The 24,091-nt window shown below is 71.8% G+C and carries 22 protein-coding genes; 5 read left to right on the top strand and 17 right to left on the bottom strand.

Features of this window, described 5'->3' with window-relative positions; all coding sequences use genetic code 11:
- Window positions 1–207 precede the first annotated feature (207 nt).
- From F4562_RS23700 to F4562_RS23665, 8 genes are all read right to left on the bottom strand, one after another.
- Window positions 208–750 (bottom strand): hypothetical protein, encoded by a 543-nt coding sequence (locus tag F4562_RS23700; protein WP_184541085.1) that lies wholly within the window; start codon window positions 748–750, stop codon window positions 208–210.
- 310 nt (window positions 751–1,060) lie between these two features.
- Window positions 1,061–1,966, bottom strand: a complete 906-nt coding sequence (locus tag F4562_RS23695) for an ABC transporter substrate-binding protein (RefSeq protein ID WP_184541086.1) — start codon at window positions 1,964–1,966, stop codon at window positions 1,061–1,063.
- A complete protein-coding gene (locus F4562_RS23690) occupies window positions 1,963–3,114 on the bottom strand; it encodes an LLM class flavin-dependent oxidoreductase (RefSeq protein WP_184541087.1) in 1,152 nt (383 codons plus the stop codon). The genes F4562_RS23695 and F4562_RS23690 overlap by 4 nt, the downstream gene beginning before the upstream one ends.
- The gene (locus F4562_RS23685; protein WP_184541088.1) at window positions 3,104–4,114 is read right to left on the bottom strand and encodes an LLM class flavin-dependent oxidoreductase; all 1,011 of its coding nucleotides are present in this window, start codon (window positions 4,112–4,114) and stop codon (window positions 3,104–3,106) included. Before F4562_RS23685 ends, F4562_RS23690 begins: the two co-directional genes overlap by 11 nt.
- Window positions 4,114–5,235 (bottom strand): ABC transporter substrate-binding protein, encoded by a 1,122-nt coding sequence (locus F4562_RS23680; RefSeq protein WP_311733960.1) that lies wholly within the window; start codon window positions 5,233–5,235, stop codon window positions 4,114–4,116. The genes F4562_RS23685 and F4562_RS23680 overlap by 1 nt, the downstream gene beginning before the upstream one ends.
- Before the next feature lie 68 nt (window positions 5,236–5,303).
- Entirely contained in the window at window positions 5,304–6,077 is a 774-nt protein-coding gene (locus tag F4562_RS23675) for an ABC transporter ATP-binding protein (protein WP_311733961.1), read from the bottom strand.
- Window positions 6,074–7,084, bottom strand: a complete 1,011-nt coding sequence (locus F4562_RS23670; protein WP_246473531.1) for an ABC transporter permease — start codon at window positions 7,082–7,084, stop codon at window positions 6,074–6,076. Before F4562_RS23670 ends, F4562_RS23675 begins: the two co-directional genes overlap by 4 nt.
- 2 nt (window positions 7,085–7,086) lie before the next feature.
- Entirely contained in the window at window positions 7,087–8,091 is a 1,005-nt protein-coding gene (locus tag F4562_RS23665; RefSeq protein ID WP_311733962.1) for an ABC transporter substrate-binding protein, read from the bottom strand.
- Window positions 8,092–8,752: 661 nt separating this feature from the next.
- On the opposite strand from F4562_RS23665, the gene F4562_RS23660 reads away from it, so the two are divergent.
- The 4 genes from F4562_RS23660 (at window position 8,753) to F4562_RS23645 (ending at window position 13,021) form a co-directional block, all read left to right on the top strand.
- Entirely contained in the window at window positions 8,753–9,949 is a 1,197-nt protein-coding gene (locus tag F4562_RS23660) for an ADP-ribosylglycohydrolase family protein (protein WP_512700836.1), read from the top strand.
- 51 nt (window positions 9,950–10,000) lie between these two features.
- A complete protein-coding gene (locus tag F4562_RS23655) occupies window positions 10,001–10,375 on the top strand; it encodes a DUF488 domain-containing protein (RefSeq protein ID WP_184541092.1) in 375 nt (124 codons plus the stop codon).
- 133 nt (window positions 10,376–10,508) lie between these two features.
- Complete coding sequence (locus F4562_RS23650) at window positions 10,509–12,290, top strand: hypothetical protein (RefSeq protein WP_184541093.1); 1,782 nt, start codon at window positions 10,509–10,511, stop codon at window positions 12,288–12,290.
- A complete protein-coding gene (locus tag F4562_RS23645; RefSeq protein WP_184541304.1) occupies window positions 12,287–13,021 on the top strand; it encodes a dihydrolipoyllysine-residue succinyltransferase component of 2-oxoglutarate dehydrogenase complex in 735 nt (244 codons plus the stop codon). The genes F4562_RS23650 and F4562_RS23645 overlap by 4 nt, the downstream gene beginning before the upstream one ends.
- A 146-nt stretch (window positions 13,022–13,167) precedes the next feature.
- Here F4562_RS23645 and F4562_RS23640 read toward each other — a convergent pair whose 3' ends face one another.
- The 8 genes from F4562_RS23640 to F4562_RS23605 form a co-directional block, all read right to left on the bottom strand.
- Window positions 13,168–14,832, bottom strand: coding sequence for an arabinofuranosyltransferase AftB family protein (locus tag F4562_RS23640; protein ID WP_184541094.1), 1,665 nt, complete (start codon window positions 14,830–14,832; stop codon window positions 13,168–13,170).
- A 257-nt stretch (window positions 14,833–15,089) separates the two neighbouring features.
- Window positions 15,090–16,280 carry a TetR/AcrR family transcriptional regulator gene (locus tag F4562_RS23635; RefSeq protein ID WP_184541095.1) on the bottom strand — a complete coding sequence of 397 codons (1,191 nt, stop codon included), beginning with the start codon at window positions 16,278–16,280 and terminating at the stop codon, window positions 15,090–15,092.
- A gap of 22 nt (window positions 16,281–16,302) precedes the next feature.
- A complete protein-coding gene (locus tag F4562_RS23630) occupies window positions 16,303–17,850 on the bottom strand; it encodes a long-chain-fatty-acid--CoA ligase (RefSeq protein ID WP_184541096.1) in 1,548 nt (515 codons plus the stop codon).
- A gap of 16 nt (window positions 17,851–17,866) precedes the next feature.
- On the bottom strand, window positions 17,867–19,009 hold the full coding sequence (locus F4562_RS23625) for an acyl-CoA dehydrogenase family protein (protein WP_184541097.1): 1,143 nt from the start codon (window positions 19,007–19,009) through the stop codon (window positions 17,867–17,869).
- Between the two features lie 7 nt (window positions 19,010–19,016).
- On the bottom strand, window positions 19,017–19,817 hold the full coding sequence (locus tag F4562_RS23620; RefSeq protein WP_184541098.1) for an SDR family NAD(P)-dependent oxidoreductase: 801 nt from the start codon (window positions 19,815–19,817) through the stop codon (window positions 19,017–19,019).
- On the bottom strand, window positions 19,814–20,206 hold the full coding sequence (locus tag F4562_RS23615; protein ID WP_221206780.1) for a MaoC/PaaZ C-terminal domain-containing protein: 393 nt from the start codon (window positions 20,204–20,206) through the stop codon (window positions 19,814–19,816). Before F4562_RS23615 ends, F4562_RS23620 begins: the two co-directional genes overlap by 4 nt.
- A complete protein-coding gene (locus tag F4562_RS23610; RefSeq protein ID WP_184541099.1) occupies window positions 20,203–20,643 on the bottom strand; it encodes a MaoC family dehydratase N-terminal domain-containing protein in 441 nt (146 codons plus the stop codon). Before F4562_RS23610 ends, F4562_RS23615 begins: the two co-directional genes overlap by 4 nt.
- Complete coding sequence (locus tag F4562_RS23605) at window positions 20,640–21,824, bottom strand: lipid-transfer protein (protein WP_184541100.1); 1,185 nt, start codon at window positions 21,822–21,824, stop codon at window positions 20,640–20,642. The genes F4562_RS23610 and F4562_RS23605 overlap by 4 nt, the downstream gene beginning before the upstream one ends.
- Window positions 21,825–21,993: 169 nt before the next feature.
- Here F4562_RS23605 and F4562_RS23600 point away from each other — a divergent pair, with 169 nt between their 5' ends.
- Window positions 21,994–22,893, top strand: a complete 900-nt coding sequence (locus tag F4562_RS23600; RefSeq protein WP_184541101.1) for an LLM class F420-dependent oxidoreductase — start codon at window positions 21,994–21,996, stop codon at window positions 22,891–22,893.
- 275 nt (window positions 22,894–23,168) lie between these two features.
- Here F4562_RS23600 and F4562_RS23595 read toward each other — a convergent pair whose 3' ends face one another.
- A complete protein-coding gene (locus F4562_RS23595) occupies window positions 23,169–23,522 on the bottom strand; it encodes a hypothetical protein (RefSeq protein WP_184541102.1) in 354 nt (117 codons plus the stop codon).
- Window positions 23,523–24,091: the final 569 nt, after the last annotated feature.

Below are 24,091 nucleotides of genomic sequence, written 5' to 3'. Positions count from 1 at the left end.
CGTCACCTCGGGGGTCGTGTGAAAGAGCGCCGGTGGCAGGGCGGCACGGAGGGCCACCGTGGCGAGCGGTGCACAAGGCCGCCGTGGCGAGCGGTGCACAAGGCCGCCGTGGCGGAGGCGGCGCGGAGGACCGCCGTGGCGGCACGGCAGCACCGGGCCCGCCGAGGGCAGGCCGGTACGCGGGCGCGACGGCCCGATCGGGTGGATTCAGACGACGGAGAACGGAACCGGCGGACCGCGCCGGGAGACGGTGGCGGCGAGGAGCCGGGTGACGAGCGGAACACGCTCACAACGGGCGGGGACGGCCGTCCGGCGGGCCGTGACGGGGAGCCGCCACAGCAGCACGGTCAGGATCGAGGCGACGAGCAGGCGCAGGAGCAGGGCCAGGCCCGACTCCCCGCGCTCCAGCCAGTACGCCGACAGCAGTGCCGTCGCGGCGTGCACGAGGAGCATGAAAAGGCCGGCGGACAGGCCACCCGCGTGCGGGTGCCCCTGCGCCGGAGGCGGTTCCGCGCCTGCGGAGAACCACAGGTGCAGGCCGTACTGGGTGACGAAACCCGCACCCAGCAGCATGCCGAACCCTCGCCTGCGGCGGGCCAGCAGGAAGGCCCCGGCCGTCACCGGCAGGGCTGCCGGGACCAGGACGTCCGGCCCCACCGGGGAGCCTCCGGCCAGCACGTGCATGGCCAGCGACGCCGTCACGCACGCGACCGCGAACACGGCGGCGCGGAGAAGGCGAAGGGCATGCATGAGGAAATGGTGACAGAAAACAGGGGAGCCGCCACCCCCAGTCCGTTGCCGGGTGCAAAGCGACGGGGGCGGAAACGCCGGAGGGAGACGGCGCGGGCGGGGGGCGCCGTACCGGACGGCAACCGGAGTGAGGGAGGCGGACCGGACGACGACCGAGGTGAGGGAGGCGGACCGGACGACGACCGGGCGGGGAGAGCGGACCGGACGACGACCGGGCGGGGAGAGCGGACCGGACGACGACCGGGCGGGGAGAGCGGACCGGACGACGGCGGGGGGCGGGGAACGCCGTTCCCCGCTCCCCGCCGCGCGGTTACCGCTCGACCAGCTTCGCGATCTCCGGGTCCACCGCGTCGGCGACGGTGATCTTCCGGTCGATGAGGCCGTTGGCGTGGAAGAGGTCGGCGGCGCGCTGCTGTTCGGCGACGAACTCCTCGGTGACCGGGTGGAGCCCGAAGGGACGCTTGCGCAGCGCGTTCTCCCAGTGGTCGACGTCACCGCCGTCGTCGGCCGCGAACAGCTCGGCCGCGGCGCGGTGGTTCTCCTGGATCCAGGCGTCGGACTCCTGGAGCGCGGCGACGATCACGGCCAGCTGTTCCGGCTGCTTCTCGGCGAAGTCGCGGCGGGTGAACCAGAGCGAGCGGTGGCTGAACAGCCCGTCGGTGGCGACCAGCTCACGGACCTCCGTGGCCGCCTCGACCTTGCTGAGCGCCGGGTACGAGCCGACCCAGGCGTCCACCTCGCCGCTGAGGAACAGCTCGGAGGCGTCCACCCCGGCGTCGACCGGTTCGATGTCCTTCCAGCTCAGCCCCACCTTGTCGAGGGCGAACAGCAGCAGCGTGGTCTGCCACGAGCCGTGCCCGAGCGCGACCCGCCCGCCCTTCAGGTCTTCGAGGGAGGTGATCGGCGAGTCGCCGCGCACGACCAGCCTGCCGTTCTCGTGCCGGGGGCCGGAGATCGCGACGTAGACGATGTCGTGTCCCTTGCCCTGGGCCGTCACCGGCGGCGTGGAGCCGGTGCCGATGAAGTCGTACCCGCCGTCGAAGAGGTGGTCGCCGTGGAGCGAGGGCAGCCCCTCGGTCGCGGCGGGCCGCACACCGGAGGGCAGCGAGCGCAGGTCCACCCACTCGACGTCGGAGATCGCGCGCTCCAGGATGCCTCGGTGACGCAGCACCCACAGGGAGTTGTTGCTGGGGAAATAGCCGACGCGGAGGCTCATGAGAGGGTTCCTTCCAGTAGAGGGGATTCGATACGGAGGTCGTGGCCGCGGAGCAGCGGGAGCACCCGCTCGCCGACGCGGTAGGCCTCCTCCAGGTGCGGGACGCCCGCGAGGATGAAGGCGCCGACGCCGAGGCCGATGAGTTCGTCGAGTCGCTGCGCGACCTGCTCGTAGCTGCCGACCAGGCCGAACGCGGGCCCGCCGCGCAGCAGGTGGAAGCCGCCCCAGACGTTGGGCGTGACCTCCAGGTCACGGTGGTCGGTGATCCGCCCGGTGACGAACGACCGGCTGCGCTGCCAGCCGATGGAGTCGCCGGTGGCGTCCCGGAGGACGGAGGGGTCGATGTTCTCCCAGCCGCGGCGGATCTCGTCCCAGGCCTCCTCCTCGGTCTCCCGGGCGAGCACGTCGATCCTGACGGCGAACCTGGGGTCGCGGTCACTGGCCGCTCTGACCCGTTCGAACTTCTCGGCCAGCGCGTGGAAGGGCTCCAGCCACGACAGGTAGTAGTCGGCGTGCCGTCCGGCCGCCTCGATCGCCGCGCCGGACGAACCGGAGAAGTAGATCTCGGGGAACGGCTGCCCCCTCAGCGCCGGGGGCAGTCCCGCTCTCTCGACCTGGTAGAAGCGGCCGTCGAAGTCGAACGGTCCACCGTCCCAGACGCCCCTGAGCACGTCGAGGAACTCCGAGGTACGCGCGTAGCGGTCGTCGTGGTCGACCCTGTCGCCCCACCAGAGCTGGTCGGGTCCGCCCCCGCCGGAGATGACGTTGTAGACGACACGCCCCCCGGTGGCCCGTTGCAGGCTCGCCGTCATGCGGGCGGCCTGCACCGGGTGGAGGAACCCCGGCTGGAAGGCGATCATGAACCGGTAGGTGGTCGTCTCCCCGGCCAGGGTCGCCGCGGTCGCCCACGGGTCGTCGGTGTTGGGGAACGACGGCAGCAGCCCGCCGACGAACCCGGAGATCTCCGAGGCACGGGCGACGTCGCCCATGTGCTCGACGTAGCTGTAGCCGTCCCGTTCCCCGTCGCGGACGCCGGGTGCCAGGCTGCCGGGCACCACGGGTGCCCACCCCCCACGGCTGGCCGTCCTGCGCCGGAGCGAGGGCTGGTCGCCGTGCGTCCCGATCCGCCAGTAGATGTCAACGGACATGGGTCCTCTCCTTTGCCAGCAGCGGCAGCAGCCGCTCGCCCAGGCGGTAGGTCTCCTCGATGTACGGCGTCGCCTCCAGGAAGAAGACGCCGACACCCCGGTCGATGTAGTCGCGGATCCCGGCGGCGACGGTCTCGAACGACCCGACCAGGCCGGGCCCGTACGACCGGCTCCGGCCGCCGGGACCGTCCGCAGCCCGCCGGGGGAACCCGTGCCACAGGCGGGTCCGCGGGTCGGGGTCCGGCAGCGTCCCGGCCGCCTGGCCGCCCGCCGTCCACAGGCGGCGGGCCGCCTCCCACGCCTCGCTCTCGTCGTCCCGGGCCAGGACCGGCAGCCGCACCCCGTACGCGACCCCGGGCAGCGGCGCCGCCTCGATGTCGTCGTCGGGGTCGAAGACGTGCACGTCGGCGTGGCGGGCGGAGAGCGCGTACGCCTCGGGTGAGGTGCCCGACAGGTGGACCGCCGGGAACCTGTGCCCGGACAGCGGCGGCGTGAAGCCGCCCGCGAGGACCTGGTAGAAGCGTCCCTCGTAGGTGTAACCCTCCTCGGACCAGACCCCCTTGGCGACGGTGAGGAACTCCTCGGCCCGCGCGTACCGGTCCGCCCCCTGTAGGAAGTCGCCCTGCGCGCGGGCCACGGCCGGGTCGAGGTCGACGTCGAGCCACCAGTCGAGGCGGTCGGCGGAAAAACGCTGCAGGGAGGCGGTGACCTTGGCCGCGTAGACGGGTGTGGCGACGCCCGGGTGGAACCCGGCCGTCAGCCGTGTCCAGCGGCTCCGCCGCAGCAGTCCCGCCGCGACGACCAGCGACTCCTCGCCCTCCGGGTCGAACGGGACGAACGCCCCGCCGAACCCGGCGATCTCCGCGGCCCTGCCCGCCTGGGCGAGGTGGTCGGACGGCCCGAAGGCCCGCCGCAGGTCGGTGACGAACCCCGGAAAGTCCGGCCGGGGGCCCCGCCCGCCGTCTCCCCCGATGGGCAGTGTGATCAGGAACCTGGCCATCAGAGCACCGCCGTCCGGGCCGCGGCGAGCCGCTCCCCGGTTCCCGCGGTCTCCGCGGCTTCCCCGGTTCCCGTGAGCTCCCCGGTCTCCCCGGTCCCGGCGTTCTGGGCGTTCTTCGTGTTCTCGGCGGCGAGCCGGGCACGGGCCGTCGCGAGCGGCTCGTGCGCCGCCCACGCCTCGACGTCGACGTCCGCCGCGAGGAAGCCGTGCAGCAGCAGGAAGTCCTTCTGCACCCGGAGCAGGTCCAGCCGTTCCGCCGACAGGTCGGGGTGGAGATGACGGTGGAAGTCGCCCCGGTAGGCGGTGGCGACGCCCTCCGCACCGGAGCCGGTCTCGGCGGCCAGCACGTCGCGCACGGCCTCCAGGTTGCCCGCCGCCCAGTCGGCGGCGCGCAGGGTCCGGACGAGGAAGGCGACCACGAGGTCCGGGTGCTCGGCGAGCAGGTCCTCGTGCACGGTGATCGGCCGCGGGGTGCCGTTGTTGACGCGGGTGCGGCGGTCGGGGTGGGCGTCCAGGTCGACCGCGACGACCGCGCCGAGCTCCCGGGCCTGCTCGGCGGAGCGGGCGCCTTTGACGTAGACCGCGTCGACCACGCCGTCCGCGAGTTCCCTGAGCCCCGGCCAGGTGCGCGAGCGGCCGGACGCGTCCCGTCCGACCCCGGTCTCGGGCTGCTCCACCTCGACGAACGTCACGTCGTCGAGGGTGAGCCCGGCCTGGGCGAGCGCCCCCTTGACCCCGTGCAGGGCCATCGCCCGGGGGAAGCTCCTGGCTCGGGTGCCGGCCCAGCGCGGCAGGGCGACCCGCGCGCCGCGCAACCCGGCCGCGTCGGTGACGCCCGACTCCGGGCGGACCAGGATCGACTGCCACTCCTCGATCCAGGTCAGCCCGATCAGCCGGGTCCGCGCGCCTTCCGAGCGCGCGACCAGCGCGGGAACGTTCCCGCCCTCGCGGAACAGGCCCGGCAGCCGGTGGTCGAAATGTCGCCCGGCCAGCTCGGGACCGGCGTCCTGGAGGACCCCGACCTCGCCGAACTCCTCGTCCAGCCAGCCCAGGCTGAGGGCCAGCCCGCTGGCGGTGGGCACCGGGCAGCGGGTGAACCAGATCTTCTCAACGGTGGACACGTGACTCCTTGTCAGCGTTCGTCGGTCGTCGTCATGGGGTGTGCCGGTACCACTCGTCGGGGCCGTCGTCATGGGGTGTGCCGGTACTCGCCGGCGGACCCCGCGGTGACACCCGACCCCGCGGTGACACCTGACCTCGGGGTGACACCCGACCCCGGGGTGACGCCCAGGTGGGACAGCAGCAGGCTCCGGTGGGCGATGAAGGCGGGGTCGTCGCGGTCGCGCGGGGCGGGGAGGTCGATCGGCTGCTCGACGGCGAAGGACCCCTCGCGCAGCACCACGACCCGGTCGGCCAGCCGCACGGCCTCGTCCACGTCGTGCGTGACGAGCACCACGGCCGGACGGTGCCGCGCGCACAGCTCGGCGACCATCTCCTGCATCTGCAACCTGGTCAGCGCGTCGAGGGCGGCGAACGGCTCGTCGAGCAGGAGCAGTTCCGGGTCTCGGACGAGCGCTCTGGCCAGGGCGACCCGCTGTGCTTCTCCGCCGGAGAGCGTGGCCGGCCACGCGGTGCCGTACCCCTCCAGCCCCACCTCGGCCAGCGCGGCGAGACCCGCGTCCCCGGCGCTCCGGGGCAGGCCGAGGGTGACGTTGGCGAGCACCCGGCGGGCCTGGACCAGGCGCGGCTCCTGGTAGACGGTCGTGCGGCGCGGCGGGGCGAGGACGGTGCCCGCGTCGGGGAGTTCCAGCCCGGCGAGGATCCGCAGCAGGGTCGTCTTGCCGGTGCCGCTCGGTCCGAGCAGGGCGAAGAACTCCCCGCGCCGGATCTCCAGGTCGATCCCGTCCAGCACGGTCTTGGCCCCGAACGCCTTGCGCAGCCCTTCGATCCGCACCGCGGTCACCGGGCCGCCACCTGCCCGCGCCACGGCATCGCCAGCCGCTCCACGCCCCGGATCAGCAGGTCGATGACCAGCCCGAGCACCGCGTAGATCAGGATGCACAGGACCATGTAGTCGCTGCGGTAGTACTGCTGGGCGAGGGTGACGAGGTAACCGATGCCCTCGGTGGCGCCGATCTGCTCGGCGGCGATCAGGCCGGTGAGCGAGACCGACAGGCAGATGCGCAGCGCCATCAGGATGTTCGGCAGCGCCGTCGGAATGATCACCTCGGCGGCCAGCCGCGCACCGCGCAGCCCGAACCCCCGGGCCGCCTCGACCGTCTTGCGGTCCACGCCGCGGACGCCGAGATAGGAGTACGCGTACATCGGACCGACGGCGGCGACCGCGATCAACACGACCTTGAACGTCTCCTCCACGCCGAACCAGGAGATGAACAGCGGCACCAGGGCCAGGAAGGGCACGGCCCGCTTCATCTGCATGGTCGGGTCGATGAGCTCCTCGCCGAGGGCCGACAGCCCGGCCACCACCCCGAGAAGCAGCCCGAGCCCGCCGCCGACCAGCACCCCGAGCCCGGCCCGGCGGGCCGACGCCAGCAGATACTCGCCGAGCTGCCCGGTGGCGACCAGCTCGCCGAACGCCCCGGCCACCGCGCCGGGCCCGGCGAGCACGTCGGGGGGTACGGCCCCGCTGTCCGTGCCGTACCACCACGCGGCGAGCAGGAGCAGCGGGACCAGGACGCGGACGGCCGCGGAGACGGCCGGGCGCCGGCGCCGGGTGCCCAGGTAGCGGGGCGTCTCCAGAGCCGGGGACGCCGACGGTGCCTTCGGAGCCGGTGCCTGTGATGACGGTGTCTGCGGTGCCGGTGTCTGCGGCGAGAGTGTCTTCGGTGTCGGCGCCTTCGATGACGGCGCCTCCGGTGCCGGTGTTATCGATGGGGGCGTCAGCGGTGACTGCGGCGCCTCCGGAGCGGCGGCGGGAGGCCGGGCCACGGACTCTGCGACCTTCTCCATGGTCATGACGCGGGCTTCAGCTCGAAGATGACGTCACCCGGGTCCACCTTCACCGAGGCGGGCAGCACCCCGTACTTCTCGAAGACGGCCGCCACGTCGGTCACGAACGCCCCGTCGGCGGCGGTGGCCGGACGCGGTACGTTGGCGTACTTCGTCTTGGCGATCTCCTCGGCCAGTCGCGGTCCGGAGACGGCGGTGGGCCCCTGGCTGAGGAAGACGTTCTGGAACTTCTCGGGGTTCCTCTTCGCCTCCTCGGTGAGCTCCCGCAGGACCTCCAGGTAGACGCGGACCGCCTCGGGGTGCTCCTCCAGCAGTTCGGTACGGGCGGCCTGCATGGTCAGGTCCTGGTCCTTCAGGTCCCGGCCGTTGACGAGGACCCTCGCTCCCTTGGCCACCGCCTCCGGATACGCCCTGACGATCGCCCACCAGGCGTCGACCTTGCCGGTGGCGAAGGCCGAGGCGCCCTGGTCGGGGTTGAGGTAGACCCGCTTGACCTGGTCGACCGGGACACCGGCTTCCTGGAGCGCGAGCAGCAGCAGGTACTCGCCCCGCCCGCCCTTGTTCACCGCGACCTGCTTGCCGGCCAGGTCCTTGACGCTCTTGATCGGGCTGTCGGGCCGGACGACGAGGCCGTCGGTCTCGGGGGCCGCCGGGTCGGTCACCCGGTCGGTGAACGAGAAGATCTTGATGTCCCTGCCGTTGGCCAGGTAGCCCAGGACGGGCGAGATGGCACCCTCCAGCACGTTCACCGACCCGGAGCGGACCGCGTCGATCGTGGCGGTGAACGAGGCGTACGTCCCGCCCCACTCGACCTTCGCCCCGACCTCGGCCAGGCGTTTCTCCAGGATCCCCTCCTTCTTCGCCACCGCCAGGGGCCCCGCGTTCCCCGGGTCCTTGATCTTGAGTACGGCCCCGCCGCCCTCACGCCCCGCCGCCGCGGCGGCCTTACCGGTCTCGGCGCCGCCGCAGGCGGCGGTGAGCGCCGTCAGCGAGAGCAGCGCGGTCACGACCGCGGCGCGCGTCCGCCGGCCGGATCGACCCGGTCGCCCTGGTCGCCCTGGTCGCCCTGGTTGACGAGATGTCCACATGGTGAATCGGTCCCTTAGCAGGTCGGAGAGGTGGAGAGACGCGCACGCCACAGGGCTGCGCGGTGGCACCGGCGGCGCATGCGGTCACGTGGTCGCGTGACCATGTGATCGCGCGGTCGCGTGACCACTTGGCCGTTTGGCCGTTTGGCCGTGTGATCGTTTAGCTGCCCGGTCACGTGGTCACGTGACCGCTCGGTCACGTGGCGGAGCGCGGAGGAGGAATCCGGGAACCTCCCGGTTCCGGGCAGATGAGAGCAGACGAGAGGAGGGGGAGTCGGAAGGGCGGCGCCGTGGGGAGACGGCACCACGGGAGGCGATGGCTCGGCGCGGTCGCGACGAGGCACGCCCTCACGAACAGAGACTGCCGTCCAGGCGCATGTAGTCGACGACCCGCCGGAGGGTCAGGGGGACATGCGGCATATTCCCCATATTTCAGGTAGGTTTAAGTCAAGTCAAGTCCGGATCGCGTGCCGAGACACCAGAACCCCGGCGCCACGGCCACCCGCCCGCCTTCCCCGGCGGGCCCCCGAAGTAGTACAAAGGTCGGCGTACACCGGCATACGGCGGAAGCAGGAGAAGCGTGACGGCAGGCCCTCCCCCCGGCGGCGTACCGGGCGACCACGGACACGTGCGGGGCGGTCAGGGGCACGCACCCGACCAGCACGGACAGGCGCCAGGCCAACACGGACAGGCGCCAGGCCAACACGGACAGGCGCCGGACCAACACGGGCGGACACCGGATCACCGCGGGTGGACCGCGGATCACCGCGGGCGTGTGCGGGGCTGTCTCCTGGGCGGTGCCCTCGGCGACGCGCTGGGAGCCCCGGTCGAGTTCGACTCGATCGACCGGATCCGCACGGAGTACGGCCCAGAGGGACTGACCGGGCTCGTCCCCGACCCGCACGGTGAGATCGGCCTGATCACCGACGACACGCAGATGACCCTGTTCACCGTCGAGGGCCTGCTCCGCGGCGGCGACGTCACCGCCGTCCACCACGCCTACCTGCGCTGGCTGGACACCCAGCAGCACCCCTCCCCCGTCGCGGCGACCGGAGCGTTCCGTACCGGCCGGCTCCGCGAGCAGCGGTGGCTGTACTCCAGGCGGGCCCCGGGCAACGCCTGCCTGTCCGGCCTGCGCCACCGCGGTACCCTCGTCCCCGCCCCGCCCGGACTCCCCGGCCCGGTCAACCCCGGCTCCAAGGGCTGCGGGACGGTCATGCGCTCGGCCCCCTTCGGCCTGCGCGCGCCAAGCCCCCGCCACGCCTTCGAGCTGGCCGCCGCGTGTGCCCAGACCACCCACGGCCACCCCACCGGTGCCCTCGCCGCCGGTGCCCTCGCCGCCCTCGTCCACTTCCTGGTGGGGGGCGGCCCGCTGGACGAGGCCGTACGAAGGTCGATGGCCCTGCTGGCGGCCTACCCCTCCCACGAGGAGACCTCCCAGGCCCTGGAAGCCGCCGTGTCCCTCGCGGCCGAGGGCGGGCCGTCCCCGGAGAAGGTCGAGTCGCTCGGCGGCGCCTGGGTCGCCGAGGAGGCCCTCGCCATCGCGGTCTACTGTGCCCTCACCCACCCGGAACCAGACGGGTTCCGGGCGGCCCTGCTGCTCGCCGTCAACCACTCCGGCGACAGCGACTCCACCGGCGCCGTCTGCGGCAACCTGCTGGGGACGCTCCACGGGGAGGCGGTGCTGCCGCGCGACTGGCTGAGACACCTGGAGGGCCGCGAGGCCATCGCGGAACTGGCCGACGACTTCGCGGCCCAGCCGGACGGGGACCGATAGGTCACCGCCGCCCGCCCGCTTCCCGGGCCGCGACCCGGGTACGCACAGCGGATGGGGGAAGTCATCATCAGCCGGGTGTACGACGCGGAACCCGCCGAGGGAGCGGTGTTCCTCGTCGACGGGATGTGGCCCCGGGGCGTCCGCAAAGACGGTCTCACGCTCGACGGGTGGGCACGCGATGTCGCACCATCCCCGGAGCTGCGGCGCTGGTTCGGCCACCGCCCGGAGCGTTTCGCCGAGTTCCGCACCCGCTACCGGCGGGAACTGGACCGGAACCCGGACGCCGTGCGTCCGCTGCTGGACGCCGCACGTGCCGGGACGGTCACCCTTCTCTACGCGGCGAAGGACACCGAGCACAACAACGCCGTCGTGCTGAGGGAGTACCTGAGGGACTACCTGCGCGACCGCCTCACGACACCCGCATGACGGCGGCGGACCCGCCCGCCACCTCGTCCGTTGACATGTGCGCCGTATGTCGAAATGATCACGCGTCCCAGAGGGATGAAACGGTCATCCCGATCGCCGAATGATGCCCGGCACTATCAGGAGAGGACGCTGGTTGACGGTGACGGACCAGGAGCTTGTCAGCGAGCTTCGCGAGCTTGCCGATCACCGCCATCTGGCGGCCCGCCGGGACCAGCTCCACGACCTCGCCGACGCGATCACCGACCCGGCCGAGGCCGAGCGCTGGTGTGAGATCGATCTCTTCGCGGCCTTCTCCCCCGACGACACCATCCTGGTGGACGGGGAACCGGCCGAGACCGCGCGCCGGGCCGGGAGGCCGGGGCGGCGCCGGGGCCTCAGCGCCGCCATCGGCCCCGCCCTCGTCTTCGTGCCGATCTTCGTCACCTGGCTGGGCCTGATGATGGCCACCGGCGCCTACGGCGACGTCCTCGACGCGGGCGGGCTGGAGGCGGCCCGGCGGCCCTTCCTGGAGATGTGGCAGCAGGGCTTCGACGGCCGGCTGCCCGCGTTCTTCAAGTTCGACAACATCGCGCTCTGCACGCTCGGGGCCATCTTCTGCCTCATCGTCTGGACGGTGTACGAGAACGTCACGCGGGACACCCGGGAGGACACCGAGGAACGGGAGCTGGCGGCCCTCCGGGTCCGGCTCCGCGCGGCGCTGACCGAGGCCAGCCTGGTGCTCGGCCAGGTCCGCCTCTCCTCCCCCGAACGGTTCGGGGCCGAGCTCAGCAAGGCGGCGGCCGACATCGGCTTCGTCGGCACCACGGCGCGCAAGGTGCACACCGAGCTGGTCGAGGTGCTCACCCTGACCCTGGAGGCCACCCGCAAGGCCACGGACGCGCTGGCGGGCAGCGCGATCGACGTACGCGACGCCGTCGACCTCCTCGGCGAGCACCTGACGGCCATCAACAACACCTGTGACGACCTCGCCGGGGCGGTGGCGCGGGCCTCGGCCGTGATCGACAACGCCGGTGCCGCGACCGGCCGGGCCGTCACCAGCGTCGGCGACCGGCTGTCGACGACGATCTCCCAGACCACCCTGGACATGCGGCGCGCGTTCAACGACGAGCTCGTCCGGTCCATGAAGTCGGTGCAGGGCACGGTCTCCGGCCTGGACATCCGGATCGGCGAGCTGGTCGGCGCGACCGCGGGCATCGGCCACGCCGTCGACCGCGCGGCCGTCTCGATCGACGCGGTCGGCTCGTCGACGGAGAAGGCCGTCGACCTGCTCGGCGAACGGGTCGCCGACACCCTCACCGGTGCGACCAGGGAGTTCCACCGGACCCTCGGAAGCACCGGTACGGAGATCCGGGAAGCCCTCGGCGAGTGGTCGGCCACCGCCGGGGCCCACGTCTCCCTGGTCGAGTTCGTCTCCGACACCTCGGGGAAGACGGTCGTCCTGCTGGAGGAGACCCGGGAGACGCTCGACCGGCTCCCCGCGGCGCTCGCGGACGTGCTGGCCGACCTGCCGGTCCGGGTACGGGAGCTCGCGGGCGGCGAGGTCGCGGAGCTGCGGCAGGCGATCACCCGGCTCCAGCTCGCGGTCGACCGGGCGGCCGACGTCCTCAGGGCACCCGCCTCCCGTGGCGGCGACGCTCCCGAGAACGGCGGCGGCGCGGAGAACAGCGACGGCACGCAGAGCGACGGCGGCACGGAGCACCGCCACGGCACGGAGAAGAGTGACGGCACGGAGAACGGCCACGGAACGCAGAGCGGTGACCGTGCGGGCGACCGTGAGGGCGGGGGTGACCGTGAGAGCGACCACGACCACGACCGCGACCGCGACCGTGAAGGTGACCGTGAGAGCGACCACGACCGTGAGAGCGACCACGACCGTGAGAGCGATCCGGACCTCCCGCAGAGGACCTCACGGTGACCGCCCGCCGCAGAACACCCGCCTCGACCCTGCTGGCCGGCTGGCTCTTCGCGGACCTGCTGCTCGGGCTCACGATCATCATGCTGGGGGCTCAGGCACCGCCGCCCGTCCCCACCCCGTCTCCCGTGGAGGCCGTCCGGCTTCCGCCCGGTGCCACCGGGGCTCCGGACGACGGCGGCCGGCCCGTGCCGGACACCGTCCCCTCCCTGCCGGGCGTCCCCCTGCCGTCACCCGCCCCGGCCCGCCCCTTGACGGAGGACGAGAGCCCGTCGCGTTCCCCGGAGGACGACGAGGACCCGGCGAACTCCCCGGAGCAGGACGACGACCCGGCCCCCGCCCGGTCCGGCCCCTCCCCGGCCCCGTCCCCCTGTGCCGGCCGCGTCGGGGGTGTCCGGGCGAAACCGATCACGATCGCCTTCCGGGTCACCCCCGGCGCCACCGACGACGTCCTGGCCGCCCAGGTCCGGCAGGAGGTGGGCAGGCACCGGGACCGCCTGGCCGGGCAGCACGCGGGCATGGTCCTGACCTTCGGCGCCGACGCCGGCACCGGTAACGGCGTCCACCTGGCCACCCGGGTCAACGAGGCCGTCCGCGAGGCGTACCCGGGTATCTTCGGCACGGCCGTCACCCGTAACTTCCACGATCTCGCCGCCCCCAGCGGCTCGATCTCCATGGAGATCTACCCTGTGACCTACGGTTGCTCCCCCACGCCCGAGGCACCCGGCGAGTGAACGGACGTTCCCGCCCGGACCGCGTGGCAGGACCACACCGCGTCCGGCCGGCCCGCCGGGCGTACGTTCACGGCGGGCAGAGGCGTTCCCGGTGAGCAGGGGGTATTCACGGCGGGCAGGGGGCGTTCACGGCGGGCAGGGGGCGTTCACGGCGGGCAGGAGGTGTTCCCGGTGGGGAAGCGGAAGGCGGTGCGGGCCGGGGCACCCACCAGGTTCTCCCAGAACCTGCGCGGGGTCAGCGGAGCCCTCGTGGCGTCCAGCAACTCCCGGAACCGGCCGCCGGCCAGCTCGCCCCTGACCCGCTCCACCTCGGCCCGGAGCCGGTCGTCGGCCAGGTGAGCTCCCGGGGCCATGTAGTCGGCGAGGACGTACTCGTCGGGAAGCGGTTTCTCGTGCCCGGCCCGCTGCCCGCAGGCCAGTGCCATGTGGCTGCCCAGGGCGTTGGCCAGGCCGAGCTGGTCGACGACGAGGACGTCCAGCGGGAACGGCGCGCTCACCGTGCCCAGCACCCGGCCCGCCACGGCCAGGCGGGCGGGCAGGTCGGCGCGGAGCGGCACCGGTTCCAGGCCGGGCAGGTGCAGGCCGGTGGCGCCGCCCGTGCTCAGCGGGTCCGGACTGGATCGGGCGTAGGACTCGGCGGTGACCGGATGCGGATCACCGGTCCGCAGCACGTAGAAGCCGCGCTCGTCGGCGATCCCGTCCGGCCCGACGGCCTGTGCGTACGGCACTCTCAGCGCCACGGCGCACACCACGGCCCACAGTCCCACGGTCGCGCAGGCGACCGCGGTGACGGCGTGCAGTGGCAGGACCATGGCGGGCAGCAGCAGGAGCAGCAGGGCCGGCAGCATCATCCGGCCGTGCATGAAGTCACCGCCGACCCGCAGGACGTACAGCAGCATCAGCACCCCGGCGGCGAGCGGGGCCGCCGCCACGAGGAGGTCACGGCGTCCGCGGCAGGCCCACAGCGACAGCGGGACCACCGCCAGCATGGGGCCGATGAGCTGGTAGGTCAGCATCGTGTCCCCGGCGTAGAGCAGGCCGCGTGCCCACCGGCTGTCACCGGCCTCCTTGGCGAGGGCGGTGTTGGGCACGAGCAACCCGTAGTAGCCCATCCGGAAGACCTGGTAGGCAACCGGCAGAGCCGCCGACAGCGCGACCCAGCGGGCGGCGGCACGCCACCCCGGCCACCGCAGCATGAGCAGCACGCCGAAGAAGACCGGGTAGACCAGGGCCAGCTCCGGCCGGACCAGCGGCGCCAGGCCGAGGACGAACACCAGGGGCAGCACCGGCCCCTCCCGGGCCGCCCGGACCAGCAGCCACCACGACAGGCCGATCCACAGGAACGTCAGCCCGGTCTCCAGGCCGGAGGTGGCGAAGTCCCAGAACGGCGGCAGCGCGAGGACCACCGCCACCCCGGCGGGCAGGAGCAGGCGTGGACCGCCGTGCAGCCGCACGGCGCCGGTCACCGCGAACACCACCGCGCCGACCGTGCACGCCAGACCGAGCAGCACCGCGACGTAGGCCACGTCCCCCCGGCTCAGCCAGGAGACCGCGGCGACCAGGTAGGTCCACGCCGTGCTGGTGTTGGCCTCGACCCGCTCACCGGCGTTGAAGACCGGCCCGTTGCCCGCGAGCAACTGCCGGACGGTCCGCACCGCGATCAGGCCGTCGTCGCTGATCCACCGGTTCCGCCACCCGGCGAAGGCCGTCACGGCCGCGGCGGCCACCGTGACCGCGTGGTTCCAGATCCGCGTCCGCCGCGGTGATCGCACGGCGACGGGAACCCGATCGACGTGCACGAGCGCTGCCACGGCGTCCTCCATACTGATCGCGTCGTGCTCGCCGCCGCCCCGGGTACCGGCCGTGCTCGCCGCCGCCCCGGCCGCCGGAGGGGGAGCACCCGCGGTTGCGGGCGGAACCAGGCTACCGAGTCCGCGCCATCCCTTGATCATCTGGGCGACCGCGGCGCGGGAGGCGAGCTGGGCGATCCAGGTGGACGTGGGCGGACGTCAGTTGCGCGGTCAGCCGGCCGTCTCCCGCTCGTGTCTCCCGCCCGGCGCTCGCGCGGTCAGCCAGCCGTCTCCCGTCCGGCGCTCGCGCGGGCCGCCCGGCCGGAGCGCAGCACGTCGAGCGCCAGGCCGGCGAGTTCCTCGTTCAGGTGTGCCCGGGACCGGATCAGCGGCAGCCGTACCAGATCGTTGATCAGGGTGAGCGCGCCGTGCACCAGCGCCAGAGCCTCGGGCTCGGACAGCTCCGGTCGCTCGGCCCGCAGCAGGCGGGTCCATTCGGCGACGTACCGGTGCTGCTTGCGGCGGTTGGCGTGCCGTTCCTCCGGCGGGAGGTAGGTGATCTCGGTGATCAGCACGCCGATGAGATCAGGATGGCCGGCCGCGAAGTCCACGTACGAGGCCACGACGGCGGACAGGGCACCCGCCTGGTCGGACGCGTGCGCGAGCGCCCGGTCGAGCGCGAGCTGGAGCGCCTCCTCGCCGCGGTTGAGCGCGGTGAGGAGGATCTCGGTCTTGCTGGCGAAGTGTTTGTACACGGTGGGCCCGGTGACGCCGGTCGCCGCGCCGATGTCGTCGTTGGACACCGCCGCGAAACCGTTCCGGCTGAACAGGCGGGTGGCCGCCGCGAGGATGGCCTCCCTCCTGGAGGCGCGGGTGGCCGACGCCTCCGGGGGGACCGGCACGGGCGGCGCGGCGATCAGGCTGGTGCTGTGGGCCACCGCCGCGACCATGGCCCGCAGCAGCCCCGGGTAGCCGGCCGGTGCCGCCCGGTGGTGGGACGGGCTGCTCACGAGCGCGGTGATCCCCCACGAGAGCAGCAGCGCGTCGCGCTCCCCCAGCTCGGGACGGGCCCGGCGGAGCAGCTCCGCGTCGCGTTCCGCGTTGCGCCGCAGCCGGTGGCGGAACTCGGCCCGTTCCGGTTCGTTGAGGTTGCGCGACTCCCGCTGCCACAGCACGCCGAGCTCACGCCGCTCCAGCGCCAGCGCCACCATGGCGTCGAGCAGTTCCTCCAGGTCGCCCGCCGTCACCGACTCGAACCCGGCCATCCCGCTGTCGATGGCGTGCCAGAGCAGATCGTGTTTGCCGCGGAAGTGCTTGTAGAGCGCGGGGCCGGAGATGCCGACCACCGCGGCGATCTCGCCGACGCCCACGCCGTGGTAGCCGCGCTCGTGGAAGAGACCGGCGGCGGTGCGAAGGATCTGCGCTCTGCGATCGCGTGGCCTGGCTCGCACCGTCGCCTTCCCGTTCACCCGAGCCATACTAGACGGCGGTTCATCTGACGCGACGATCTGCTTCCTCCCAGTACGGCCTGCGCAGCTCGCGTTTGAGGATCTTTCCGGCGGCCGACATCGGAAGCTGCTCGACGAACTCGCAACTGCGCGGCGCCTTGTAGCCCGCGATGAGCGACTTGCAGTGTTCCCGGATCTCCTCGGGCGACGCGGTGGCTCCGGGCTGGAGCACGATGACCGCGTGCACCCGTTCGCCCCAGTCGGGGTCAGGGACGCCGATGACGGCGCACTGGGCCACGGCGGGGTGGGCGGCCAAGACGTTCTCGACCTCGGCGGAGTAGACGTTCTCACCACCTGTGATGATCATGTCTTTGATCCGGTCGACGATGTAGAGATACCCGTCCTCGTCCATGTAGCCGCCGTCGCCGGTGTGCATCCACCCGTCGCGCAGCGCCGCGGCCGTCTCCTCCGGCTTGTTCCAGTAGCCGAGCATGACGTTTCCGCCGCGGACCACGACCTCGCCCACCTCCCCGCGCGTGAGCTCCCGGCCGTCGTGGCCGACGACGGCCACCTCGGTGTGCGCCGCGGCCCGGCCGGCCGAGCGCAGCCGCGTGCCCTCCTCGTGGTCGCGCGGGGTCAGCATGGTGGCGATCGGTGCGAGCTCCGTCATCCCGTACGCCTGGACGAAGCCCCCTCGGGGGAACACCTTCATGGCCCGGCGGAGCAGGGTCTCGCTGATCGGCGACGCGCCGTAGACCACGCTCCGCACGCAGGACAGGTCGTGCTCGGCGGCGAGCGGGTGGTCGAGCACCATCTGGATCATCGTGGGCACCAGCATGATGTAGCTCACCCGGTGCCGGGCGATCGTCTCGATGACCTCACCTGGGTCGAAGTACGGGGTGATCACATGTGTGCCGCCCACGGCGAGCTGCGTGTACCAGGCGGCCAGCGCGGCCATGTGGAACATCGGCGCGGCCAGGAGCGTCCTGCCGCCCGGCAGCCCGGACGGGGTGACGGCCTGCGCGCCGAGCGTGGCGACGCACAGGTTCGCGTGGCTGATCATCGCCCCCTTGGGGAAGCCCGTGGTGCCGCCGGTGTAGAAGACTCCGAGCAGGGCGTCACCGCCCCTGCGCGCGTCGGGGATCGGCTCGTGCGCGGCGATCAGGTCCTCGTAACCGAGCATGCCGTCCGGTGCCGGCCCGTCACCGAGGTGGATGACGGTCTTCAGGCCCGGGTGGCCCTGCGCCAGCGCGGGAACGTACGGGGCGAACCGGTCGTCCACCATCAGGATGCCGGTCTGACACTCGGCCAGGGAGTAGGCGATCTCCGCCGTGCTCCAGCGGATGTTGACGGGGTTGAGCACGCCGTCGGCCCACGGCACGGCCAGCAGGGCCTCGGCGTATCGGTCGGAGTTGAGGGCGAGGATACCGACGCGCTCCCCGTCGGTGACGCCCAGCGCGCGGAGCGCCGCGGCCAGGCGGGACACCCGGCCGGCCTGCTCGCGGAAGCTTCGCACCCGCTCACCGAAGATCGTGGCCGGGGCGTCGGGGTTCTGCTGCAGTGAACGGTGCAGCCCTTGGGTCAGGTACACGGCACTCCTAACGGGCTTACAGGGATCGAGCGATGAGCTCCTTCATGACTTCGTTCGCGCCGCCGTAGATCTTCTGAGCGCGCGCGTCGGCGTACATGCGGGCGATCGGGAACTCCCGCATGTAGCCGTATCCCCCGAACAACTGCAGGCAGCGGTCGACGACCTGGCACTGCACCTCGCTCAGCCACCACTTGGCCATCGACGCGGTGGCCGAGTCGAGTTCACCCCGCAGGTGCCGCTCGACACACGAGTCGGCGAAAACCCGTCCGGCATGGGTGAGCGTGGCGCACTCGGCCAGTTCGAACCGGGTGTTCTGCTTGTTGAACAGCGGCTCGCCGAAGACGTGCCGCTCCTTGACGTAACGGACGGTCTGCTCCAGCGCCTGCTCCGCGGCGGTCACCGCCATGACGGCGATGATCAGCCGCTCCTGGGGAAGCTGGCGCATGAGCTGGACGAAGCCCTGGCCCTCGACGCCACCGAGCAGCGCGCCGACCGGCACGCGGACCTCGTCGAAGAACAGCTCCGCGGTGTCGGCGCCGTGTTGCCCGATCTTGTCCAGGACGCGTCCCCTGCGGAAACCGGGAGTGTCCGCGTCCACGAGGAACAGCGAGATCCCGCGGGCACGCCGTGGCGGGTCCGTGCTGGCGACCACGACCACCAGATCGCACGAGCCGCCGTTCGTGATGAACGTCTTGGCGCCGTCGATCACATACTCGTCGCCGTCCCGCACCGCCCTCGTGGTGATCGACTGCAGGTCCGAACCGGCCCCGGGCTCGCTCATGGCGATGGCCGCGACCACCTCGCCGGACGCCATGCCGGGCAGCCAGCGCAGCTTCTGCTCCTCGGTGCCGAAGGACGCCAGGTAGTGCGCGACGATGCCGCTGTGCACGGGGTTGCCGAAGCCGTGCTCCAGCGCTCTGGCCTGTTCCTGCAGGATGACCAGGTCGTGGGCGAAGGTGCCGCCACCGCCGCCGTACGTTTCGGGGACGCCGGCGCACAGCAGCCCGATCTCGCCGGCCTCGCGCCAGAAGCCGCGGTCGACGCACCGCCGGGCCTCCCATTCGGGCTGTCTCGGTACGGCCTCGGCGGCCAGGAAGCGCCTGGCGGTCTCGCCCAGCAGGGCGACGTCGCCGATGATCCAGGGGGACGCGTAGCTCATGATCTTCCTACACCGACAGGCCGCCGCCGCAGACGACCACCTGGCCGCTGATGTAGTCGGACTCCGGCAGGCAGAGCAGGTACACCGCACCCGCCGCCTCCGCCGGGCTGCCGGCCCGGCCCAGCGGGATCATCGCCGTGGAGGCGGCGAGGAAGTCGGTGCTGATGCCGACCTTGATCTGCCGGCCCTCGACCTCGATGGTCTCCGCACCCGACACGGCCACGGTGAGCCGGGTCTCGATGAGCCCGAACGCGACCGCGTTGACGTTGACCTTCAGCCGGCCCCATTCCTTGCTCAGCGCCTTGGTCAGCCCGATGACGGCGGCCTTGGCGCTGGAGTAGTTGGCCTGGCCGGGATGGCCGCCGATGCCGGACACCGAGGAGATGTTCACCACCTTGCGGTGGTGGTCGACGGGATTGGCCCTGATGTACGGCTGCGCCGCGCGGAGGACGCGGAACGGCGCCTTGACGTGGACGTCGTGCATCGCGTCCCACTGTTCGTCGGCCATCTTCTGGATGACGTTGTCCCAGGTGTATCCGGCGTTGTTGACGATGATGTCCAGCCCGCCGAAGCCGTCGACCGCCTCGGCGACGAAGCGTTCGGCGAAGCCGTCGTCGGTGACGCTGCCCACGCAGGCCAGTGCCTCGCCCCCCGCCGCCTCGATGGCGGCCACCGTCTCCGCCGCGGGCTCCCTGTCGAGGTCGTTGACCACGACCCGGGCGCCCTCGGCGGCGAGCTTGACGGCGATCTCCCGTCCGATGCCGCGTCCGGAGCCGGAGACGATCGCGACCTTGCCTTCGAGTTTCACAGCTCTCCTTCGATGATCGCTTGCCCCTGGAGGGTGACCGTGCCGTCGTCCAGGGTCATGGTCAGGTCGAGATGGGTGAGGCCGTCCTCCACCCTGCCCCTGACCGCCGTGCAGGTCGGCCGGGCGTGCACGGGGGTGACGGCGGTGAACCGCACGCCGTAGGAGCGGATGCGCTCCTGCGGGACCAGGTCGGTCAGCAGCCTGGCCAGGTACCCCATGGAGAGCATGCCGTGGGCGAACACGTCCTCCAGTCCGGCCGAGCGGGCGACGTCCAGGTCGATGTGGATCGGGTTGTGATCGCCGGAGGCGCCCGCGTAGAGCGCCAGCGTGGTCCGGCTGATCGGCGGGATCTCCAGCTTCATGAGGTCATCACGATCGTGCTGTTTCATGAGGTCACCACGATCGTGCTGCTGAGGTCGGCGACGGGCGTGCCGGCGCGGGTCACCCGCGTCGTGCGGATGAGGAAGGTGAGCTTTCCGCCCTTCTTCCGGTACGCGTCGGTGATCCGGGAGGCGAAGGTCAGCGTGTCACCCGCGTACGCCATGCCGCGGTAGTCGAACCGCTGCTCCCCGTGGAGCACCTTGCGCAGGTCGACGCCGAGGTCGCGGATGTAGGCCAGCGGGTCGCCCGGCTGTTCCATCTCCAGGCAGAACAGGAACGTCGGCGGTACCGGCAGGTCGCGGTGGCCCGCCCGGGCGGCGGCGTCGACGTCGACGTAGACGGGGTCCTCCTGGCCGGTCACCTTCGCGAAGAGCCGCAGCCTGCCGCGCTCCACCACCACGTCGTGCGGGGGGAAAACGACGCCCAGCGCGTCCTGGAGTCTCATGACACCTTCTCGTAGAGCGTGACGACGCAGGCACCGCCGAGCCCCAGGTTGTGCTGGAGCGCGAGCCGCGCACCCTCCACCTGGCGGGCCTCGGCCCGCCCGCGCAGCTGCCAGACCAGCTCGGCGCACTGCGCCAGCCCGGTGGCCCCCAGCGGGTGGCCCTTGGACAGCAGGCCGCCCGACGGGTTGGTGACCACCCGGCCTCCGTAGGTGTTGTCACCGTCGAGCACGAACTTCTCCGCCGTGCCCTCGGGGGTCAGTCCCAGCGCCTCATAGGTGATCAGCTCGTTGGCGGTGAAACAGTCGTGCAGTTCCACCACGGGGATGTCCCCGGGGCCGATCCCCGACGCCTCGTACACCTGCCGGGCGGCCTCGCGCGTCATGTCGTAGCCGACGACACGCGTCATGTCGCCCGACGCGAACGTGCTCGGGGTGTCGGTGGTCAGCGCCTGGGCCCGGATCGCCACGTCCGCGCTGAGGCCGTGCCGCCGGGCGAACTCCTCGCTGCACAGTACGGCCGCCGCCGCCCCGCAGGTCGGGGGGCAGCACTGGAGCCTGGTCAGCGGCCCGTAGACGTGCGGTGAGGCCAGCACCTCCTCCTCCGTCACCGGATCGCGGAACACCGCGTACGGGTTGTGCGCCGCGTGCCTGCGCGCCTTGACGGAGATCTTGGCGAACGTCTCCTTCGCCGTGCCGTACCTCGCCATGTACGCGGCGCCGGCTCCGCCGAAGAGCTGCGCGGCGAGCGGGGCGTCGGCGGGCTCCTGCGCACCGGCCATCGCCTCGGTGAAGCGGTCGAACACCAGGGGCCTGTCGTTCCACACGTTCTGCAACGCGCCGGGCTTCATCTGCTCGAAGCCCACCACGAGCACGCACTCGGCGGCCCCGTGCTCGACGGCCTGGCGGGCCAGCCAGAGCGCGGAGGACCCGGTGGAACAGTTGTTGTTGACATTGACGACGGGAATCCCGGACAGACCCACCCCGTACAGGGCCTTCTGGCCGCTGGTCGAGTCCCCGTAGACGTAGCCCACGTAGGCCTGCCGGACCAGCTCGTACCCGATGCCGGCGTCCTCCAGCGCGGCCCGTACGGCCCGCTCTCCCATGGAGTCATAGGTGTCACCCGCACTGGGTTTCGTGAACGGAATCATCCCGACCCCTGCGACGCGTACCCGGCGTTCCACGGCTCTCCTCCTCCGCCACGGCCCGCTGGGGACCCCGCGGGCATCTACCCTCAGGAAGTTATTCCATGTTAACTTAAAGGCGCAAGACCTCGTCTTGAGCGGTAAGTATCGAGTCAAGATGGTTGTTGACGATTAACCGACGGGATCGGTGAGTAGGACGGAGTCCGGCATGAGAGTGGGCCTGCTGCTTGACGCGCCGAACAGGACGAACGCGCTCGACGAGCTGCACGCGAAGGTGGACCGCGCCGCCGAGGACGGCTTCGCGTCCGTGTGGATGCCGCACATCCTCGCGCTGGACGCGCTGACCGCGCTGACCGTCGTGGGGAGCCGGGTGCCCGGGATCGAACTGGGCACCGCCGTGGTCCCGACCTACCCCCGGCACCCGGCGGCACTGGCACAGCAGGCGCTGACAGTGAACGCCGCACTCGGCGGGCGGCTGACCCTGGGCATCGGCCTGTCCCATCGAGTGATCATCGAGGACAAGTTCGGTTACAGCTACGACCGGCCGGCCCGGCACATGCGGGAGTTCCTGTCCGTGCTGATGCCGCTGGCGAGGGGCGAGAAGGCCGACTTCGACGGGGAGACCATCAGGGCCCACCTGAACCTCACGACACCCCGCGTGGACGACCTGCCCGTGCTCGTCGCCGCGCTGGCCCCGCGGATGCTCCGGTTGGCCGGCGAGATGGCGGACGGCACCGTGCTCTGGATGACCGGCCCCAGGACCGTCGCCGACTACGCGGTCCCCACGATCACCGCGGCCGCGCAGGGACGCCCGCGACCACGGGTGGTGTGCGCTCTCCCGGTGTGCGTCACCGACGACGTCGCAGCCGGCCGTGCCCGCGCCGCCAAGGTGTACGAGGTGTACGGCAGGATGCCGTCCTACCGGGCGATGCTCGACCGCGAGCAGGCCGGCGGACCCGCCGACGTCGCCCTGGTGGGCGACGAGAAGGAGGTGGCCGCGCAGATCCGGCTCCTGGCCGACGCGGGCGTGACGGACTTCGTCGCCTCCGAGTACGCCACCGGCGACGACGCCGTACGCACCAGGGAGTTCCTCAAGACCCTGCTGTGACCATCCGCGCATCGGTCAGCACAGGCGGGGGTGGGCGTCGGAATGGGACACCGGCCGACGCTCGCCTCGCCCTCGACGGCCAGATGGAGGGGCGTGCCGAGCGACCACAGGTTTGACGGCGACCCGGCGATCTCCAAGTGGAACCACTCAGACGCGACGTGACCGGGCGAGCCGACCAAACTCCTTGTCGTCGCTTCCGCGCCGGGGTGGGGCAATGCCCAAGTCCGTGAGCATCACAGCCGTCCGCGTCGAGGAGGACGGCGGCCGGATTGACGTTACGGTGCAGGATCACGTGGACATGCGCCGCCGTTGGAGCGGCCCACACTGCCCGACTGATCCGGGTGACCCACCGAGTGGACAGCGATGTTCGAGGCCGGCACCGATCCCGGCCACCCGGATGGGCGACTGCGAGCCGCCGGCCCGTCACCAGGACCGCGGCCGTGCAGCCGCTCCATGACGATCCGCGGCCTGCCATCCTCCGTCAGCACGTCGTGCGCGGTGACGATCATTGGGTGACGCAGCCGCGCCATGATGTCGGCCTCCCGCATAACCCTGGCGATCAGCTCGGCGCAGCCCTGCTCGCCGATGTTTCCGAGGATGCGCATTCCCTTGACGGACGGCCTCACCACCGAGCGTCTCCTCCTTCACCAGCCACACGGTTCCCATGCCACTGGCACCGAATGGACAAAAAAGATAGCAAAAAGTCAGCTTCGCCTACAGCGGATCGGTCTTTGCGCAAGAAGAGACATCTGTACGACATTTTTCCCGCCCAGCTTGAGGCCGTAGGAAACGGTCAGGATTCGCGCCGCCGTGACGCACCGGCATTCCATCCCACCAGTCCGTATCGGCCAGTGAGGCGCACCCAGGGGTCAGCCGGGCGGGGTTCCGGATATGGATCTGACCGGAAATCCGGACGAAAATCCCGCCTGGAAGACGGTCGGAGATCCGGCCGGAAAGACGGCCGACGACCGGCGCCAGGCCGAGTCAGTGCGCGGCACGCATACACAGGATGATGTCCGCGACCTATCGCCATGGACGTCCCCACAGGCAGGCCGACACGAGGAGACGACGACTGCACACCCACGAAAATCACCCAAAAAGGAAAAATACGTCAATAGCCAATAAATCAATTATGGTGTTGTGTCGTCGATTCACGCCATGGTTCACTGACCTCCTTAAATTCGCTTGACGGCCGCCG

It is taken from the genome of Streptosporangium becharense (genome assembly GCF_014204985.1).
Taxonomy (GTDB): Bacteria; Actinomycetota; Actinomycetes; order Streptosporangiales; family Streptosporangiaceae; genus Streptosporangium; species Streptosporangium becharense.
The sequence above is the reverse complement of the archived record's forward strand: the minus strand, read 5'-3'. Positions and strand labels throughout refer to the sequence as shown.